At 37.2% G+C, this 19,033-nt stretch carries 21 protein-coding genes; 19 read left to right on the top strand and 2 right to left on the bottom strand.

Translation table 11 applies throughout. The annotated features are described in order from the left end of the window. Nucleotides 1-50: 50 nt before the first annotated feature. The 4 genes from NYZ99_RS19605 (at nucleotide 51) to NYZ99_RS19590 (ending at nucleotide 4,894) form a co-directional block, all read left to right on the top strand. Nucleotides 51-986 (top strand): carbohydrate kinase family protein, encoded by a 936-nt coding sequence (locus tag NYZ99_RS19605; protein WP_260572769.1) that lies wholly within the window; start codon nucleotides 51-53, stop codon nucleotides 984-986. Between the two features lie 601 nt (nucleotides 987-1,587). Continuing rightward, entirely contained in the window at nucleotides 1,588-1,965 is a 378-nt protein-coding gene (locus tag NYZ99_RS19600; RefSeq protein ID WP_260572768.1) for a MobC family plasmid mobilization relaxosome protein, read from the top strand. 5 nt (nucleotides 1,966-1,970) lie between these two features. Continuing rightward, complete coding sequence (locus NYZ99_RS19595) at nucleotides 1,971-4,271, top strand: relaxase/mobilization nuclease domain-containing protein (RefSeq protein WP_260572767.1); 2,301 nt, start codon at nucleotides 1,971-1,973, stop codon at nucleotides 4,269-4,271. A gap of 101 nt (nucleotides 4,272-4,372) precedes the next feature. Beyond that, nucleotides 4,373-4,894 (top strand): hypothetical protein, encoded by a 522-nt coding sequence (locus NYZ99_RS19590; RefSeq protein ID WP_260572766.1) that lies wholly within the window; start codon nucleotides 4,373-4,375, stop codon nucleotides 4,892-4,894. Nucleotides 4,895-5,172: 278 nt separating this feature from the next. Here the strand turns inward: NYZ99_RS19590 and NYZ99_RS19585 are convergent, their stop codons facing one another. Continuing rightward, nucleotides 5,173-6,486: a site-specific integrase gene (locus NYZ99_RS19585; protein WP_260572765.1), complete on the bottom strand. Its 1,314-nt coding sequence runs from the start codon at nucleotides 6,484-6,486 to the stop codon at nucleotides 5,173-5,175. A 410-nt stretch (nucleotides 6,487-6,896) separates the two neighbouring features. On the opposite strand from NYZ99_RS19585, the gene NYZ99_RS19580 reads away from it, so the two are divergent. Then, nucleotides 6,897-8,102 carry a site-specific integrase gene (locus NYZ99_RS19580; protein WP_260572764.1) on the top strand — a complete coding sequence of 402 codons (1,206 nt, stop codon included), beginning with the start codon at nucleotides 6,897-6,899 and terminating at the stop codon, nucleotides 8,100-8,102. Nucleotides 8,103-8,104: 2 nt separating this feature from the next. Here the strand turns inward: NYZ99_RS19580 and NYZ99_RS19575 are convergent, their stop codons facing one another. After that, nucleotides 8,105-8,974 (bottom strand): HNH endonuclease, encoded by an 870-nt coding sequence (locus NYZ99_RS19575; RefSeq protein ID WP_260572763.1) that lies wholly within the window; start codon nucleotides 8,972-8,974, stop codon nucleotides 8,105-8,107. A 58-nt stretch (nucleotides 8,975-9,032) separates the two neighbouring features. Here NYZ99_RS19575 and NYZ99_RS19570 point away from each other — a divergent pair, with 58 nt between their 5' ends. The 14 genes from NYZ99_RS19570 to NYZ99_RS19505 all read left to right on the top strand — a co-directional run bounded on the left by NYZ99_RS19570 (nucleotide 9,033) and on the right by NYZ99_RS19505 (nucleotide 19,020). Further along, nucleotides 9,033-9,281 carry a hypothetical protein gene (locus tag NYZ99_RS19570; RefSeq protein ID WP_260572762.1) on the top strand — a complete coding sequence of 83 codons (249 nt, stop codon included), beginning with the start codon at nucleotides 9,033-9,035 and terminating at the stop codon, nucleotides 9,279-9,281. A 132-nt stretch (nucleotides 9,282-9,413) separates the two neighbouring features. After that, nucleotides 9,414-9,758 carry a hypothetical protein gene (locus NYZ99_RS19565; protein WP_260572761.1) on the top strand — a complete coding sequence of 115 codons (345 nt, stop codon included), beginning with the start codon at nucleotides 9,414-9,416 and terminating at the stop codon, nucleotides 9,756-9,758. Nucleotides 9,759-9,838: 80 nt separating this feature from the next. Next, nucleotides 9,839-10,474 carry an AAA family ATPase gene (locus NYZ99_RS19560; protein ID WP_260572760.1) on the top strand — a complete coding sequence of 212 codons (636 nt, stop codon included), beginning with the start codon at nucleotides 9,839-9,841 and terminating at the stop codon, nucleotides 10,472-10,474. A gap of 263 nt (nucleotides 10,475-10,737) precedes the next feature. Then, nucleotides 10,738-10,992 carry a hypothetical protein gene (locus NYZ99_RS19555; RefSeq protein WP_260572759.1) on the top strand — a complete coding sequence of 85 codons (255 nt, stop codon included), beginning with the start codon at nucleotides 10,738-10,740 and terminating at the stop codon, nucleotides 10,990-10,992. Between the two features lie 123 nt (nucleotides 10,993-11,115). Next, a complete protein-coding gene (locus NYZ99_RS19550) occupies nucleotides 11,116-11,346 on the top strand; it encodes a hypothetical protein (protein WP_260572758.1) in 231 nt (76 codons plus the stop codon). Then, complete coding sequence (locus NYZ99_RS19545; protein WP_260572757.1) at nucleotides 11,327-11,902, top strand: hypothetical protein; 576 nt, start codon at nucleotides 11,327-11,329, stop codon at nucleotides 11,900-11,902. The genes NYZ99_RS19550 and NYZ99_RS19545 overlap by 20 nt, the downstream gene beginning before the upstream one ends. Before the next feature lie 122 nt (nucleotides 11,903-12,024). Then, nucleotides 12,025-12,507 carry a virulence-associated E family protein gene (locus NYZ99_RS19540; protein ID WP_260572756.1) on the top strand — a complete coding sequence of 161 codons (483 nt, stop codon included), beginning with the start codon at nucleotides 12,025-12,027 and terminating at the stop codon, nucleotides 12,505-12,507. Next, entirely contained in the window at nucleotides 12,476-13,150 is a 675-nt protein-coding gene (locus NYZ99_RS19535; RefSeq protein ID WP_260572755.1) for a virulence-associated E family protein, read from the top strand. The genes NYZ99_RS19540 and NYZ99_RS19535 overlap by 32 nt, the downstream gene beginning before the upstream one ends. Nucleotides 13,151-13,245: 95 nt before the next feature. Then, nucleotides 13,246-13,932: an NUMOD1 domain-containing DNA-binding protein gene (locus NYZ99_RS19530; protein WP_260572754.1), complete on the top strand. Its 687-nt coding sequence runs from the start codon at nucleotides 13,246-13,248 to the stop codon at nucleotides 13,930-13,932. Then, entirely contained in the window at nucleotides 13,919-14,704 is a 786-nt protein-coding gene (locus NYZ99_RS19525; RefSeq protein WP_260572753.1) for a phage Gp37/Gp68 family protein, read from the top strand. The genes NYZ99_RS19530 and NYZ99_RS19525 overlap by 14 nt, the downstream gene beginning before the upstream one ends. 373 nt (nucleotides 14,705-15,077) lie before the next feature. After that, the gene (locus NYZ99_RS19520; RefSeq protein ID WP_260572752.1) at nucleotides 15,078-16,535 is read left to right on the top strand and encodes a class I SAM-dependent DNA methyltransferase; all 1,458 of its coding nucleotides are present in this window, start codon (nucleotides 15,078-15,080) and stop codon (nucleotides 16,533-16,535) included. Next, nucleotides 16,532-17,743, top strand: coding sequence for a restriction endonuclease subunit S (locus NYZ99_RS19515; protein ID WP_260572751.1), 1,212 nt, complete (start codon nucleotides 16,532-16,534; stop codon nucleotides 17,741-17,743). The genes NYZ99_RS19520 and NYZ99_RS19515 overlap by 4 nt, the downstream gene beginning before the upstream one ends. Continuing rightward, on the top strand, nucleotides 17,740-18,369 hold the full coding sequence (locus tag NYZ99_RS19510; protein ID WP_260572750.1) for a hypothetical protein: 630 nt from the start codon (nucleotides 17,740-17,742) through the stop codon (nucleotides 18,367-18,369). The genes NYZ99_RS19515 and NYZ99_RS19510 overlap by 4 nt, the downstream gene beginning before the upstream one ends. A 21-nt stretch (nucleotides 18,370-18,390) precedes the next feature. Then, a complete protein-coding gene (locus NYZ99_RS19505) occupies nucleotides 18,391-19,020 on the top strand; it encodes a KAP family P-loop NTPase fold protein (RefSeq protein WP_260572749.1) in 630 nt (209 codons plus the stop codon). The last annotated feature ends 13 nt before the right edge of the window (nucleotides 19,021-19,033 follow it).

Genomic DNA, 19,033 nt, shown 5'->3' with positions numbered 1-19,033 from the left:
CACTGGAAAATCTTTCCCGTGCCTTTTTATTACAGGATAATTGAAAATAAATGAAAAAATCAGTGCACAAAATGAAAGCAGTATGTTTTGGAGAAGTCCTTTTTGATAGTTTTCCAACTTATTCTAAAATTGGGGGAGCTCCCTTAAATGTTTCTCTAAGGTTACAATCTTTTGGTGTGGATGTATCGATTGTAAGTAGTATTGGTGACGACGAAAGAGGAAAAAAAATTATGAACCATCTAAACAATTCGGGAATAGATACTAGTTGTATTTACAAGCATGGGGATTTTCCGACTGGGGTGGTAAATGTGGGCTTGAATGATAAGGGAGTGGCTTCTTATGATATCCCCTATCCTGTAGCTTGGGATAAAATTCCTTTTTTAGATAAATATGCTAAATTGGTTAGGGATTCTAATTTCTTTGTATTCGGAACACTGGTATGTAGAGATGATGTTTCTAGGTCTACTCTGAAAGGATTATTAAAACAAGCTCGTTATAAAGTACTGGATGCAAATCTTAGGTTTCCCCATTATAATCCCAGGCTGTTGGTTGATTTAATGATGGAAGCTAATTTCATTAAGTTTAACGATGATGAGCTTTTCGAAATTGCAACTTTATTAGGGTCAAAATACAACTCTTTGGAACAAACCATAGTTTATGTTGCGACTAAGACTAATACGAAAACTATATGTGTAACAAAAGGCGCTTATGGTGCAACACTATATCAAAATAAATGCTTTTATTACAATAGTGGCTATAGAATAAAGGTAGTTGATACAGTTGGTTCCGGGGATTCTTTCTTGGCATCTCTCTTGTTTAAACTTTTCAGTGAACAAGGATCGCAAAAGGCGTTGGATTATGGATGTGCAGTTGGTGCAATGGTAGCTAGTTGTGAGGGAGCAAACCCTTTTCTTTCAAAAGAAAAGATTACTCTGTTTATGAATCCTCAAAAATGTAATTTTAGTATTGAAAAACAGGCCCTTTAAGTTATACTATAATCTAGAAGGTATTTCTTTGAACAAAGCTTTGTATTCGTGGTCTTTTTATAGGTTTAGCTAATCATCCTATTCTAGGATGGTATCCTTCAAAATGTCTTATATTTAAAAATAATTATTGCAATTTGGTTAACATCAATAATAGATTATTGGAGTTTATACGGGTTTACTAAATTATATCCTCCCCTGCGGAAGTCGGCGGGACCTCCTGCTCCAATTCTCCCATGCGGACACGCTTCGCCGGTCCGCAACGGTCGTCCTTCCGCTACAGGCCGCCCGACCCCCTCGGTCGCCCAAAAGTACAAGCGGCGTAGAACGCCCCTTGACCTTTCCTTCCCCTACCCACAAAACCGTCATCAACGGATTTTTTCAGGATTTCGACATCCCAGTTAAGGCCATATAAAACATCGGTTTGATCCCATTTGTCCCTATGTGGTTTCATATGATTCAACATCATAAATAATTGAAAATAAATTGGTTATATTAAATATTCTCCCGTTATATTTATCCGTGTAACGGATAGCGAGGTGTATTCTAAGTAACTTAGAATCGGCTACTTCGGCGAAGTGTTCTGCTAAAATGAGCATCTAAAATGAAACCTAGAAAAAGGGGAAGGAAACGATTGGGGAACAAGAAGCGTTACCACAACGTAATGCTTAGGTTCAACGATGCCGAATATGAAAAACTGAGGGCCATTTGCGAAAGCTACAATTTGGACATTTGCCAAAGAGGAACCCTCGGTCCATTGCTTCGAAGATTGATCCTGAACGGCAAAACAGAAGAGAAGGAAAGATTGCCCGATACTTTGGAGCTTGCCTACCATATCAACAGGATAGGGAACAACATCAACCAGTTGGTAAAGTTGGCCCACCATAAAAACCTCATAAATCCAAATGGAAATCTAGATGCTGACATCAATAGGACCAACGAACTGCTGTACGAACTATTGGAAATAACGATGAAAGCATAATAGATATGATAGCCAAGATAATTTACGGACAGACCTGCAGGGGAACCTTGGACTATATCCTCGGCAAGGAGGGCATGCAGGTCCTCGGTTATGGGAATACTTTTTCCCAGGATATCCCCCCGAAGTTTTTCGGGAGCCTGCTCCATTTTCAGGGACAGCGCAACGCGACGAAGAACCGCTATGCCCATATCAGCCTGAACCTGCCCCACGACGAGCATGTCGATGACAGTACCTTTTTTGAAATCTCCAAGGAATATATGGAAAAGATGGGCTATGGGGAACAGCCCTTCATGGTCGTAAGACACAACGATACCAAACATGAACATGTGCATATCTTAACCACCAATGTCAATGACAAGGGACAGGTTCTAAGTCTCTACAATAGCAAGAGAAGGAGCATGGCCACCACAGGTTATCCGGAAACTAAATATAATCTTGAACCTGTCCCAAGGACAAAACAGGAGAAGCAACTCCCGATTTTCAGATTACCGGAAACGAGAACCAACAACGATGATATCCAAGGAACACGATACTACATACAGGACGTATTGAACCGCATCCTACAGAGATATAAGGTCAGGAGTTTCGAGGAGCTGGCCCGACTTGTAAAGCCCTATCATATTGAGGTCAGACAGACCCAAAGCACAACGGGAAGGGCAGGGGTAGCCTTTGGACTGGACAACCGACAAGGATACCGAACCCGATTTATCAATGGTTCCCGGATACACCGACAAATGAGCGGCCCGAAACTCCAAAGGATCTTCGACAGTCATAAAAGGTCCAAGCTGTTGCCGATGCACCGGAAGCGGCTTTTGAAACAAATAGGGACGACCTACGATTTATTCAAGACCATCCGACCGCACGACCTCAAGGAAGTGCTCAAGGAATATAAGGGCATGGATATCGAACTTGATATAAAGAGGGATACCATTGAAGGGTATACCATCTACGACAAATCAGGATATGTCTTCAGGGAAAAGGAACTGGGCAAACATCTAAGCATGCAGAAGCGGTTGGATATTTTCGGCAATGGCGATGCATGGACCGAAATAAACATTCATAGCAAACAGTTCCTAATAGAAATGCAAAAATTGATAAGGGAAGCGATTCGAACATCATACTTGAAATCAAAACAGAAAAAGGGATTGCTATCGGAACATATCGAAACACTCAGTTTTACGGACATCGTTCCAATCCTAATGGAATCGGAAAAGCACCGCTTCCTTGAAAAATATATGTCAAGCGAGCAGAAACATCTATTTAGGAAAAACCTACAAGAAACCTTTCCCAAAATCCAACAAAGAATACATGACACGGAAACCATAAAGGAAAAGGAAGCCCTACAGGGAAAGTTCGATTTGATAGGGGATGTATTGAGAAAAGGCGTTTTCAATGTAGGGGCAACGGATGGTAGCGTTAGGCACCTGTTCCAGGCCTTGGGTGTGAAATACCGGAACAACAAACTACTGTTCAACGATTCGGAAAAATATTCCCTTCCTGTTCCCTTGGGAAATCTTCCCTTTCCAAAAAAAATGGAGGAGCATGTATCAAATGGATTTGTCCGACAGAACCATCTCATGTTAGAAATGATGATAAAGCAGGATGTTGACAATGTATCCAAGCAAACGGCCATCTCCTTTTTTCTTCCGATGGTCTTTCCAGGACTGTTCAAACGTATGAATTCAGATTATAGACAGCGATACGAAAGACTTGCTTTAGGCGCTTACCTCAAACATGCCGAACGGATGCATGCATCGTTCGAGAAATCCCCAAAGGACTACATCGCTTTTTTCAATGCCAAGGGATTCTATTTTGAGAAAGGAGAAAGCGGTATCAACATAAAGTCGATTTACACCAACATAAACTCAAGTTACAAGATGCCAAAAAGAACAAACCTTTATTTAGGTTCCATCCCAGATTTGGAAACGACCTTAAAGCAACAGCAACCGGTTTTGGAAAATCTCATCAAAAATAGAAGGGACAACCTCAAGAATCTATGGGCCGGTCATTTGATGGAACTGGGCCACTACGATAGGGTCGCTTACATGCTGACAAATGAAAGCGTATATCCTAACCTTGACAGGAAAGCAACTATACATCACATGGATAAAGGGCTTCGTAAAGCCATACAGGAGCGGATAGCAAGTAAAAACACCTTCAAACAAAACCGACTATTGAGAAAGGGTGTTTATGCTATCGGCTCGCTATTGGACAAACCAACAGGGAACCAAGAAGATTACAACGGGTTTAAGGATGAGTTGACTGACTATACAAAGAGAAGGAAGAATCGGGGAATTTCATTTTAGCGGCAAAAGGGCATATCGAAAATGAAAATACTTTGGCTATGATGGTTACTTTTTGTGGTTAGGGAGAAAAAAATGTAGTTATTTATAATACAAAACATAATATGACCAGTATAAAACAAAAGAAAATAGAGAGGTATATTTTGGATGAGTTTTTAAAGTACACTATGCTTAAGACAACTATTGTTGATATTGATGAGATGGAAACACCTGATTTTATATTGACATGCCCAAATAAAAAAATTTCAGTCGAACATACTAAATATCTAAATTCCAAGCTGAAGAAAATCGAGGAATTCAGGAAGGAGGTATTAAATGGTGCCGAGAACAAATTCAAAAAAAATAACAATGAAGCTTTGAACGTTTATTTTCATTATACCCAACAAAAGATGGATGTTAAAACTTATTCGAAATCATATTTTGTGGATTTGTTGCACGATACGGTTTATGATATTTATGCTGTCAACAAGGATAGAAAGTTCTACGTCTCAACTAAAAGGAATAAAATAGAAAATGAGTATTTCAACAAAATCAGTGTCTCCAATGATACAGATAATAGTCTTTGGCAATGGATAGGAGCATCGTGTCGAATTTGCCGATATAAAGGAAATACAGAAGATTATTGATAGAAAATCCAAATTAGTTAATGCATATGAAAATTTAGTAGATGAGAAATGGCTTTTGATAGAAGCAGGAAAAGGTCATAAATCGTCAAGTTTTAGGTTTGACCAACTTGTTCGAAAAAGTATATCAATTAAATGATTTGATAAAGTATACTTATTTGATTCGACTTCTCGTGAGTTTTTTCTTTTGGACTAGAAATCACAGCATAAAATGTAAAGGAATCATCAAAGTATCTTAGGTCAAATGAAAAAGTAAGTTGTCCATTTTATGGATAGGAATATTACGCTTTTGTGATTTTGGCATTTATTTCATCTAGGATTTTCTCCGAAACGCTTCTGCCGTAGTGTTTTTCGGTAACTTGAACACTTGAGTGCCCTAGGCCTGAGGAAATCTTCCGTATATCGATTCCCATGTCCAACCCAATATTTGTCCAAGTATCTCGTAATGTGTAGGTAGTAATTTTTTTATCGATGCCAGCAAGCGCTGCAATTTTTCCAGCGTACTTATTGAAAATTTTAATCTTTCCTTTATTGACCTTGTATAAACGTTCAGGTGAAGTATTATTTGGGATAATCGGAAAAAGATACTCATTATCGTCCTGACCGTTTAAATAGTGGTTGATAATTTCCAAAGACTCAGCGTTCTGTAGGACACTAAAATAATCACCTTCATAGTGCGTTTTTTTGCGAAAATATTTGATACGGTTATCCTCAAATTGAAAGCGTTTTAAAATGGCCATATCAAAAAAGTTCATACCCATATTATTGAACATGAACAGTAGATAGTTGCGATTGTCCCAAATAGGGGTAAATGGTGGCAACTCTAACTTCCTGATTTTTTGGATATCCTGCAAATCGATGGGTGAGGGAGCGTTTGCGTGACTTTTCTTACTAATATTCGACAAAGGCTTGTGGTCTTTCAAATCTTCATAGGTTTTCCTTGCATCGTTCATAATGGCCTGTAGACTTCGAAGAAATATGGCCGGAGTATTTTTTGAGGTGTAACGATTTAATAGGTAAGCTTTGAAGTCTTTCGAGAAACCATAATCGATGGCCTTGATCTCCATGTCGAAATCCTTGAATTCCTCTAAAGGTATCATTTTATCATCCTTGATTTCAAATAAGGATTTGATTTTAGAATCCGCCAAACCTCTTAAATGCCTCCTATATTTAATTAGGGATTTTAAGGCATCCTCATAAGAACTTGCAGTTGAAAACCTTCCTTCAATACGCAGGCGGTTCAAATATTTTGCACCATGATTTAAAATGGTGCGGGATTGCGATTTTTTAAAGAATCGTTGTTCGATTTCTGATTTTAGGCGATTCATTTCCCAATTTTTTATTTCTCCAGCGTGCTCATCTAGCCATAAATCCACATCTGAATATATCTTAATTGTCCTTTTAGTGTGGCGCACAGCGCTCATAACGCCTTTAATTTTACCTGTGGTAAAATCATATTGATTCTCCTTTAAGTGCAAATTGAAAGGAATGTCGCGTGTTTTTCGGTTATGGCTGATACGTAGTACCAAAGGAAATTTTTTACCTTTAACTGTGTTAGAGGCGCGTCTATCGAAGGTGACCTTAATTGTTGCCATAAGAAAAAGAGATTATTGTTTAATTTTTTTCAGCGTGCTTTCAGCGTGCTTTTTTTGGTTTTGAATGGTTTAAAACGAATTTAAAGATAATTAAAAACCCCATAAATGGGCGTTTCAAGACATATAAAACCATTTGAGACCATAAAGAGACTGACTCATAATCAGGGAGTCCTGGTTCGAGCCCAGGTGGGATCACTTCTTAATAAATCCAGTCTATTTGTTTAGGTTGGATTTTTTGTTTTATCCCTTTGTTTTCGGGGCTTTTGAGTAATTTCTTTGATATCCCCATCAATCCAATTTACTACGAAATAGGGATTTCGAGGTGTCCAATTCGGGTACCCAATTTAATTCCAAGGTGTCCCACTTTTATCTGAATTGTATGCCAATTGTTTAATTTAATTCAATTGGTAATGAATCAAAATGCGTTAACCGTATTATTTTATTTAAATAAGGCGAAAACAAACAAGAATGGATTATGTCCAATTAAGTGCAGAATCACTTATTTAAAGGAGCGAAAGGAATTTTCTACCGGGATTTTTGTCAATTCAAATGAGTGGCATGCAAAACGACAGAAAATAGACCAAACTGACCAAAAGAATAGGCAGAAGAACATACAATTAGAAATTATAAAGTCTAAGCTTCAAAGGTCATTTCTTGAACTTCAGGTGTCCCATTTTGAGTTTCGCGTGGAGGACATATTCAAAACTTATTTCGGAGAATCCTTAGAAGCGGAGATAAATACTCTAGAGTACTTTACCAAATTTCTTCAGAAAAAGGAAAAATTAATCGGTATAGATATCCAATTGGCTACTTGGAAAAAATTTAGATATGCCAAAATACAGTTTGCTTCTTTTATTAATTGGAAGTTTAAGAAGAGGGATATTCAACTTAGTCATTTGAAGCTCCAGCATGCCAAGGATTTCGAGTACTATCTAAAGACGGAACTACACCAGAAACAGGTGACTATCAACAAGACCATTCAGAGGTTACGTAAGCCAATCCGGGAAGCCGTTAATGAGGGTATCTTGGTAAAAGACCCATTTGCGGGATATTTGCCGGGAAGGATAAAGAAAGAAGTTGTGTTTTTATCTACCGAGGAACTTAAAGTCTTTGAGGGTCATAATTTCGCCCAAATTAGATTGGGAGTAGTAAGGGACCTATTTGTTTTCTGTTGTTATACCGGCCTTGCCTATAATGAGATGTCAAATCTTAAAAAGGAGCACATTGTAAAGGGTTTTGATGGGAATCTTTGGATTAAGATGAATCGTAAAAAGACAAATAAGGAAATATCTATTCCCTTGTTGCCGAAGGCCATTGGAATATTAAAAAAGTATGAGGGCTTGGATGATTTTTTACTTCCTAGGTATAGCAATCAAAAAATCAACTCTTATTTAAAAGAAATTGCTGATATTGTATGTGTTAGAAAGAGAATAACGCACCATACGGCAAGAAAAACATTCGCGTCAACTGTATTGCTTTATAATGATGTTCCCATGGAAATAGTAAGTGAATTGCTAGGTCATTCCAGTATTAAAATAACCCGTAATTACTATGGGAAAGTAGTTCAAAAGAGAGTAGGTGCGGAAATTTCGAGGCTAAAAGGGAAATTAAATTAAATTTAAAAGGGAAGGTCATCATCTGCATAATCTTCCCATTTTGAAGGGTCAGTTTTTTTTTCATAGGCTTCAACATTGCAGAATTTCGCGGCAAACTCGGAGGTTTTAATATTTCTAAGAAAATCTTTGTACTTGGCTCTTTTAAGAGACTCTTTAAATTTCTGATTAGTTTTTAAATGGTCATTTAAAATATCACTAAAAATCGTTCTATCTACACTATTTCCTTGACATTTAAAACATACTCCATTTTGGATATGGCTGTACTGCGGTATGTAACCCGTCCCTTCACACCTCCGGCAAACATTAAAGTAGTTTGAAATTTTTATTTTCTGTCCATTCGAAAAAGAATATATAGGAATCTCTTGTTCCTTATGTACCTGCACATGGCATTTACGGCAGAGTGTTTGAAGATATTTTCCATCTATTTCCCATGGTAATTGATTTTTTATGTATTGCATATGATGAACATGATTGTGTAAATCCCTTTTACCGCATTTGTGGCACTTGTAACTATCCCGCCATAAAATTTCTAATCTTTGAAATTTCCATTCAAAACAGTTCAACAAATCGCCGTAATTTATTTCAGCAACCTCTTTAAGTATTAATAAATCCTCAAGACTTTGCTTTTTGTCTAAAAAACTGATTGTCTCATCAATCCAGCGCTGGGTTTCGTAGTATTTAATATCTTCTCTAGCTTTTTGCTTAGCGACAGTAGGATTATCAATTTTTATACTAGAGTTTTTTGTAGTACCGTCATCATTTGAATCCCCTTTTATTCCAAAGCGATTAGTTTTTCTAGTGTTCTTATGGTCATTAAGAATTGCGAAACATATTAAAGCAATAGCAATAAGAATACATACCAATGTGGTCATAATTCAATATCAACAAGTGAATACAATATTTCTTACTTTCAACTTTTTAAGCCAAATAATGGAGGATACTTTTAAGACTGAAACTACCGATTTTTTTGAAATTACTTATGGCTTTTCAAATAAGGAGGCTTTATTTTATACCTGCGTTGTTTACAAAAACAGCGTAGGTAAGCCCTATGCTGTATACGAGTGGTTAGATACAGAGCCCGAATTTTATAGAAGAATAAATGCCCAAGGTTTTCATTCAAAAAAGACTTTTGACACTCTAAGGGAATGTATCCTCTACCACGGCGAGGAAATTATTTAATTTTTTAAAAAAATTTTATTTTTTAAAATTTCTACCCTCTTACCGAACGCCTGGTAATTACCAATGCACCCCTCCCCAAGTCAAGGGTGGGGGAAGTGCCCCCGCCATGTTTAATCTAAACTATTTTAAACCATGGTAACGGTAAAAGATTACAAAAAAAGAGAAACAAAGGAAGGAAAAGAATTTTATGTACTGGTTCTTCACGGTAATGTAGTCCCAGTTAAAAGTGAAACAACGGGTAAAATGTACTTTACGGCAAAATCCTGTACAGTATCCACAACTTTTGATGAAGAGACCTGTCAACAAATAAAGGGAATGCAGTTTCCGGGTCAAATCGTTAAAGTTGAGACAGAACCTTTCAACTACACTATTCCGGAAACAGGTGAAACCATTCAACTAAAACACAGGTGGGAGTATCAAGACAATACATTGGAAAAGGTTTCCGAAAATGTCATAGAGGAATCTGAGGTTTATTAAAACATCATTAAACAAGGGGCTTTCAAGGCCCCTTGTTAGTTATATAATCAAATTAAGATTAACCTTTTAATACGTATAAGATGAAACTCAGTACAGCAAAAAGAGAGGACATAAAATTAAGAATTGGTATATCCGGAGCAAGTGGATTTGGAAAAACCTATTCCGCACTTCTTATGGCAATGGGATTAGCAAGTGATGCATCTAAGGTGGCCATTATCGACACCGAAAATGGCAGTTCACATTTATATAATTCCTTAGGACCTTTTAAAGTTTTGCATTTAGAACCTCCGTTTAGCCCTGGCAGATATATTGAGGCCATAACCATTTGTGAAAATGAAGGAATGGAAGTAATAATAGTCGATGGAATCTCACAAATGTGGATGGGCAAGGGAGGTTGTTTGAATATACACCAAGAATTGGGAGGCAGGTTTCAAGATTGGGCAAAGGTTACACCCAAATACCAATCGTTTTTAGATGCTATTCTAGGAAGTAAATGTCACATAATTACAACTGTTCGCAGAAAAACAGATTACTCTATAGGAACGAATGAATATGGAAGGACAATGGTTATAAAACATGGCACTAAGGAAATTACAAGGGAAGGATTCGAATATGAGCTCACCGTGAATTTCGAATTAATCAATGCTCAACATTTGGTAAAAGCTTCGAAGGATAGGACAGGGTTGTTTAACAATAAACCGAGAATTTGTTATTAACATGGCTACAGGAAGAAAATTAAGGGACTTTGCAGATAATGTCAATTCGGCAAACCAAAAGCAATCCTTATCAAAAAGTAACATTGTGAATACTTTGTAGAATAATGCCGGGAAGGCGAAATAGAAATTTAAGGTTGGGAAAGTGATTACTAGGGCGAAAGGCCATAGTTATATTTGAATTCCCATTTTCCCGGTTTACTTCCCATTTTAATATCATAGCTAAATAACCCAAGCCAATTCGGTTTGGGTCTAACCTTTTGTTTATGGACGGAAAAGAAAATGTAGAGCTGTTTGACTATTGCTCACCAAAAAGCATACTTGTTATTACCTGGTATGGCAGGGTTAAGCCCCTCTACTGCCCTTTTTGTGTAAAAGCGGAAGTAGATGTTGGAAAGTTAAAAAAAGGTCAGTACGCCAAGGTAGATTGGGTAAAACTTGCTACAAATGGTAAAACCGTTTTTGGTATCAATGGGAAAGCCTACCAGTACTTTTATTTTGATATTTTGACTCACATGTGATTTCAATTTTCCTAATTTAAACTGGATAATTGAAGTGGACTTTATGTTGTATTTTGTTACTAATTCTTTTGAGACGTTTTAGTCCATGTTAAACAAAAGCACTGAAAACGAATTAGATTTTTTATGAACAAATATTACGTCAATTTTCCGAGTGTTGGATTTAATGATTTTTTAGAACTTCACTCCTATAGGAGTTTAAAAAGACCTTTTTATAAATGTAATATACTCGGTTTCCTAGAAGCAGATTTAGACGAAGAGGGTTCAATTTCTGTCCTTGAATTTGATTTGGATGCTGTTCCCAATCCACCATTTGCCGACACACCACCAGGAGGAGGTGCAAAAGGAATTAGTTGATGATTTTTTACTACCATTAATAGAAAAGACTAAATTAAGAGTACAACGAGAAATACTATCAAAGTATCAAAATATTCAAAATTTAGGGGATACGGCTATTTTAAATCTTAAGGAATCCGAATTAGAGGCTATCAATTTATCATTAATAAAAGCAAAAGGGGTAAAACACTTACCTCCGAAGGTGAAGCCAAATTTGTTAGAATCCTTAAGGGAGTGTTTAGAATTTATTGACCAAAACGTTAATACCAACTTTGTTTTTGATTCAGAGTCTAAAATAAAATTGCGTTTAGGGATTAAAGACATTTGTCATCTAATGCTATTTTTTAATGAGCATGGTATTTTCGACAAAAAATTGTCAAAGAAAGAGATTGCAAATATAATTGAACAACATTTCCAAAGTCAAGTCGGTTCAAAAAACGAATTTAAAGTAATTACAAGTGCTACTAATTCACTGTCCAATAGTTTAAATAGTACTGCTCATCATAGTCTCAATCCTAAACTGGAAAAAATACTAGTGGACTTTAAAAAGATTTTAAATCAAATTCCAAAAGGATAATTGTTTTTTTGCAACATTTATTTGGGAAAGTTGTGTAGTAAGCAGTACACAGATGACTTAATATAAAGATATATAAAACATTGATTATTAAGTAGTTTAGCTCATAATATATAATATTCATTATGAGTAATTTAAACTACATTGAAGACTATTTGAATCGTAAGTATCGATTTAAATACAATCTTTTAACCCAAAGAACCTTTTTTTGTAAACAGGAAGAAATTGATGATTATAAACTGTTATCTGAATACGATTTTCATTCAATTTGCAGGGAATTGAGCCATAAGAATATAAATTTCAATATATCAGAGCTAAAAAATTTATTGACTTCCAATTTCGTTCCAAAATTCAATCCAATACAAGAGTATTTTGAAAACCTACCCATATGGGATGGTAAAAAAGACTATATAGAGGAGTTTTGCAAAAAAGTAAAAACTACAGACGACAACTATTTTCATTGGGTCTTCAAAAAATGGTTCGTAGCAATGATAGCATGTGCTATTGAAGATGAAGCTCTCAACCATTGTGCTCTAATATTCGTAGGGGCTCAAGGTATTGGTAAATCCACTTTTATTGAAAAAATTCTTCCGAGACGGGTTAGATGATTATATCTATTCCGGTAAAATCAACCCAAACAATAAAGACAGCATAATATTATTATCAGAGAAAATTCTGATAAATATGGAGGAGATAGGCTCATTCAGTAAATCTCAAACCGATATGTTCAAGGATTTGCTAACCAAGTCTATTATCCAAATAAGAAGGCCCTACGGAGTTTTTTCCGAGAGTTTTATTAGGAGAGCTTCATTTATAGGGAGTACAAATAATAATGACATATTAGCGGATATCACTGGTAATAGAAGGTTTCTTGTAGTGGAGGCATTAAAGTTTGATTTCAGTGATTATTCGAATAAAAATGAGTTATTCGCACAAGGATATAATTTATATCAAACTGGTTTTCAGTATTGGTTCGATGATGTTGAAATAGAAAGGGTAAATAAATCTAATGAGAATTTTCGACAGGTTTCCTTTGAAGAATATACACTAGACCGATTTTTTGAGGTTCCTAAAACTGCTGATACCAAGCTAGAAAGGTTTAGTGCCACTGAACTAATTGAGATAATCAAAACACTGCTTGAAGAAAAGCCTTCAAAAGAATTATCCCCAATAGAAATGGGTAAAGCCCTATCATCTAAGGGTTTTCAAAAACAAAACAAAAAGTATTTAGTAATAAGAAAACAACTATAACCGACAAGACGGATAGGTGCTTTTTTTCTAACTCTATTACTTATATCATAGTTTGTATTAAACCACCTATCCATCCTGTCTTTAAATATCTAAAGATGAAGCCTAAAAAAATCATTTATAAAGTCACCTGTACAGTAACCAATGAAGTATATATAGGTGCTACGGGAAGAAGTGTGGAAGAACGAAAAAAGGACCATGAACAAAAGGCGGAGAAGGGCGTGGGATCCTATTTTCAAGAAGCAATTGCCACCTATGGGCGAGATGCCTTTAAGTGGGAGCAAATTGACACTGCCAATACAAACGATGAATTGGCTCGAAAGGAGACCAATTTTGTGTTTGAGTATAAAAGCTATGAAAATGGTTTCAACCAAGACCATGGAGGTGGTATTCAAAAAAGTGTTCATCAATATAGTTTGGAAAGGGAATACTTGCAATCGTTTATTAGTTTGGAGGAAGCTGCCGGGGAAGTTGGAGGAAAAAGGACTTCCATTAGCAATGCATGCTTGGATTACAATAGAACTTACAAGGGTTATTATTGGAGTTATAAAAAATCCGATTTGTATGAAGGAAGGTACGATGGAAGAAAGAAAAAGGTAATCCAATTCACCCTCCCCGGTAGTGTTATTGCCGTTTTTGACTCGGTGGCAACTGCAAGTTTGGCCACGGGGATTTCAAAAACCTGTATATCCCGTTGTTGCCGGGGCGAAAGGGAGCAGTCCGGAGGATTTCGATGGAAATATGAAGATGTTGAACTTACAAATCTTGACCATGGAGAATACTAAAATAGAATGGGCGGATGATTCTTGGAACCCATGGTACGGATGTCAAAAGGTTAGCCCTGGTTGTAAGTATTGTTACATGTACCGCGATAGACAACATGTGGATGCCAGTGTGGTGTCGAGAAGTAAGACTAAATTTAAAGACCCTTTGTCGTTTAAAGAACCAAGATTAATATTCACCTGCTCATGGTCGGATTGGTTTGTGCCCGAGGCCGACCAATGGAGAGACGAAGCTTGGGGCATAATTAAGCGGACACCATACCATACATATCAGGTTTTGACGAAACGTCCGGAAAGAATCCGAGATAATTTACCTTATAGTTTCAAGACCTATAAAAATGTGTGGATGGGCGTTTCAGTGGAAAGCCAAGAGTATGTACATAGGATTGAATATTTAAAGGGTTTGCCCTGCACTACCTTTGTTAGCTTCGAACCCTTATTGGGCCCCATAACTTGGAATTCAACAATGTCCGAGTTGGATTGGATTATCATTGGGGGCGAAAGTGGAAATGATGAAGGTAAATTCAAATACCGCAAAATGGAGCTATCATGGGCAGTGGATTTAGCACATAAAGCCAAGGAAAATAATGTTCGGGTTTTTATGAAACAACTTGGCACCTATCAGGCTAAAAAGTTGGGGCTTTTGGATAAAGACGGAGGAAATATTAAGGAATTTCCAGAGAGTCTAAGGATTCGGGAACATCCAAGCTCTCATGAAGAAAAAAAGGAAAGACGTAAAAGGAACATGGGCCAACAAATCCAATTTGATTTTTAGACCAATAGTAGTTTAAGGGCAGCAATTCAGCTGCCCTTTGTAATGAAAGAGTAACAACACTACAAATCTTAAAATCCGTAAGAATTTTTTTTTAACAAGGATTTTCCAAAAAAGGTTTCCTATTTTGGGGTATCAAATTAACCTCCCCCATAAATCATAAGATTAATTTGGAACTAGGACGTATTAGTAAGGTGCCCTTGCGCGAAATATGGAGGTATGAAGACCATAATTTTACTCAATGGTTAGCTTTATCGTAGAACTTGGAGCTGATTAGCACGGAAATAGATATTGAATTTTCTCGGAATTGTCAGGCTATATAGTATGGGAGCGTTTCAATAATGAGTTTAGTAATTATTAAAAGAAAATAAAATATATGTTCGAAAACACCTTTAAAAATATTGATGACCTCCTTTATAAGGATAGCGGTGCGGATAGTGAACTGGATTACATAGGACAGACATCTTGGGTGATGTTCCTGCGCTATTTGGATGAATTGGAGCAGGACAAGGCTGATGAGGCTGCTTTAAAAGGAGAGGAGTATCAATATATTTTGGATGAGGAGTATAGATGGCCAAAATGGGCCATGCCCAAGGATGCCGATGGTAAACTGGACAACCACAAGGCCATGACAGATCCGGATTTGATTCAATTTGTGGATGGAAAGCTGTTCCCCTACCTATCCGGTTTTAAGCTAACGGCAGACAATCCACAGACTATAGAATATAAGATTGGGGAAATTTTCTCGGAACTAAAGAATAAAATACAGAGCGGCTATATCCTTAGGGACATTTTGGAATATGCGGATGAATTGCCCTTTAGGTCTTCTGCCGATAAACACGAACTAAGCGAGCTGTATGAGACCAAGATAAAGAACATGGGCAATGCGGGCCGTAATGGAGGCCAGTACTATACGCCAAGACCTTTGATTAGGGCCATGATAGAAGTTCTCAAACCTCAGATTGGCGAAAAAATTTATGACGGTGCGGCAGGTTCCTGTGGATTTTTGTGTGAGGCATACGAATATATGTATGAGCGCATGGAAAGGTCCACGGAGAATCTTAAAACCTTGCAGGAAGACACCTTTTATGGCAAGGAAAAAAAAAATCTTGCCTACGTCATTGGTATTATGAACATGATATTACACGGCATAGAGGCCCCAAATATCATTCATACCAATACGCTAGGGGAAAACATTCGGGATATACAGGAAAAGAACCGCTACCACATTATTTTGGCAAATCCACCATTTGGGGGGAAGGAACGTAAGGAGGTACAACAGAATTTTGACATCAAAACAGGGGAAACCGCATTCTTGTTTTTACAGCACTTCATCAAAAGCCTAAAGACGGGCGGTAGGGCTGCCATTGTCATCAAGAATACTTTTTTGAGCAATACCGATAACGCTTCCGTGGCCTTACGCCAATTACTGTTGGAAAGCTGCAACCTGTTTACCGTGTTGGACATGCCCGGGGGTACCTTTTTGGGGGCCGGGGTAAAAACGGTGGTGCTGTTTTTTGAAAAAGGGGAACCTACCAAAAAGATTTGGTATTACCAACTGGACTCCGGCAGGAACATGGGCAAGACGAATCCTTTGAATGATATCGACTTGCAGGAATTCATACAACTACAGGAAACCAAACCCGAAACGGAAAAATCGTGGAACCTGGATGCGCGTACCCTTAGCGAAGCCGATGGCTATGATTTAAGCGTAAAGAACCCAAATACCCCGGAAGACGCCCCCTTACGTAGCCCGCAGGAAATCTTGGCCGAAATGGAAGCCTTGGATACCGAAACCAATACTATTCTTCAATCAATCAGGGAATTGATATGAAAAAAGGCTGGATAAGTGAAGTTTTAAAGGAAGCAACCCATTTCAAAAGTGGTAAAACGGTTTCAAAAACTATTGAAAAAGAATTTGGGGAGATTTTATATACCAAAGTTGGAGACATGAATCTTGAAGGAAATGAAGAGTTTATTACTACATCAACGAGATATGTTGACAAAAAAGATATAAATGAGAATCAAATTATTCCATTAGGAGCTGTAATTTTCCCAAAACGAGGTGGAGCTATTGCCACAAATAAAAAGCGCAGGATAATTAAGCCAACAATCGTTGATTTAAACACAATGGCTGTAACCCCTTCGGACAAATTAAATTCAGATTATTTATACTATTGGTTTGAATCTATAGACTTGCAGGAGTTATCTAACGGTACTTCCATTCCTCAAATCAACAACACTAGTTTTGATAATGTTTACATCAGTTACCCTCAGTCCCTACAAGAACAACAACAAATCGTAGCCATTTTAGACGAAGCCTTTGAGGCCATAGACCAAGCCAAAGCCAATATTGAGAAAAATATTGAGAATGCGAAGGAGCTCTTCCAATCCAAACTCAATGAGATTTTTAGTGGATCTGCCCTGAGCGGAGCCGAAGGGAAAGGTGAGGATTGGGAGGAGAAGATGTTGGGGGAAATCGGAAAAGTCTCCATGTGTAAAAGGATTCTTAAAAAGCAAACATCACCAACAGGTGACATACCTTTTTATAAGATTGGTACTTTTGGGAAGAAACCAAATGCATTTATAGATAAAGAAATATACAAAGAGTTTAAGGAAAAGTACCCATTCCCTAAAAAAGGAGATATTCTTATTTCTGCATCCGGAACTATAGGAAGAAGGGTTATTTATAATGGAGAACCCGCATATTTTCAAGATTCAAATATCGTTTGGATTGATAACAATGAAGATTTGGTATTGAACGAGTATTTATATCAATTTTATGGTATATGTGATTGGAACCCATCTAAAGGCGCAACAATTTCTAGACTGTACAATGATGATTTACGAAGAATAAAAATATCTTTTCCTAATACTCTTGAACAAAAGAAGTTAGTTAAAAATATGGTCGCTTTGAATATCCAAACTAAAAGGATATTTCACCATTATCGAAAAAAAATGGAAAACCTTGAAGAGCTAAAAAAATCTATCCTTCAAAAAGCCTTTTCAGGGGAGTTAACGAATAAAGAGCCTGTGGTATGAGTACAAACCTCGCATACCTAACAGAGGAAGAAGCCTTTTTCTATAAATTGTTGGAGAAGACGAAACGGGCGTTTGCCAATTCGGAAACCCACAAAAAATACCCCAATGAAAACTGGAATTTCGCCATTTGTGAAACACCCATAAAAAAAGGGGAAGGCTTGGTATTTGGCTTAAATTGGGGCGGGAATGACATAAACCAACAAACGGTGTACCCTCCGGATAGAAGGGAAAAGGGCCGTAACTGGAAGTTTGTTACCCATAGTAGAAACTATTTTAGGGAACACTTTGACGTGGAGATAGAAGACCTTAACTATTCAAATCTATGTTTTTTTAGAAGCCCGGACATGAAGCGTTTTGTGTATTCGGATTGGGAACTCGGTATTCCTTTATTTGAAGAATACATGCATTTTGTCAAACCTTCATGGTGTATTATGATGGGCAACCCGAACCCATTGAAAAAAGGCCACATTAATGACCTAAAAAAGGAAGTAGTGCTAAATGAAAAGGGAAATAGAAAGGTATATGGCTATACGGGCTTACTTTTTGGGGAATATCCGTTTGGATGTGTACCACACCCTGGCGCACATATAGCGTCCAATTCCGAAATGACATTTGGGCAAAGGTAAGAAAGCAATTAAAAGAGCGCTATGGAAAGTAAAAGGCTTTCACATAAACCCTTGGAAATACCAGAGGACAATCCTTTTTTAAACTGTAAGCTGGAAAGGGAACAATATGCTGATGTGCTAACCAATATCGTAGAAAATTATTCTGACGGTTTTGTTTTGGCCATTGATAATGGTTGGGGTCATGGTAAGACTACTTTTATAAAGATGTGGCAGCAGAAGCTTAAAAATGAAGAATTTAGCACCCTTTATTTTAATGCGTGGGAGAATGATTTTCAGGATGAGGTTATTTTGGCCTTAATTTCTGAGCTAAGCGAGTTGAGAGACAAATCGAAAAGGAATTTTGATGATTTGGTAGGGAAAACTGCCAAATTTATGAGTAAGGTTGCTCCTGCAGCCATAAAAGGAGCGGCAGCGAAATTAGTTGGTGATGAAGCAATTAGTGAAGTAATTAAGGCTGGTGTTGAATTTACTACAGATGAAGTTGAGTCAAGTTTAAAAGAAATAAAGGAAAGGAAAAAGGGCATCCTTGAATTTAGAGAAACGCTACAAAAATTCGCCGAGGGGGTTGATGATGATAAACCTATAGTTTTCTTTATTGATGAATTGGACAGGTGCAGACCTAATTACAGCGTTAAGATTCGGAAAAAATAAAACATTTCTTTAA

The organism is Maribacter litopenaei (assembly GCF_025244665.1).
Classification (GTDB): Bacteria; Bacteroidota; Bacteroidia; order Flavobacteriales; family Flavobacteriaceae; genus Maribacter; species Maribacter litopenaei.
This window is presented reverse-complemented; position numbering and strand designations above follow the sequence as displayed.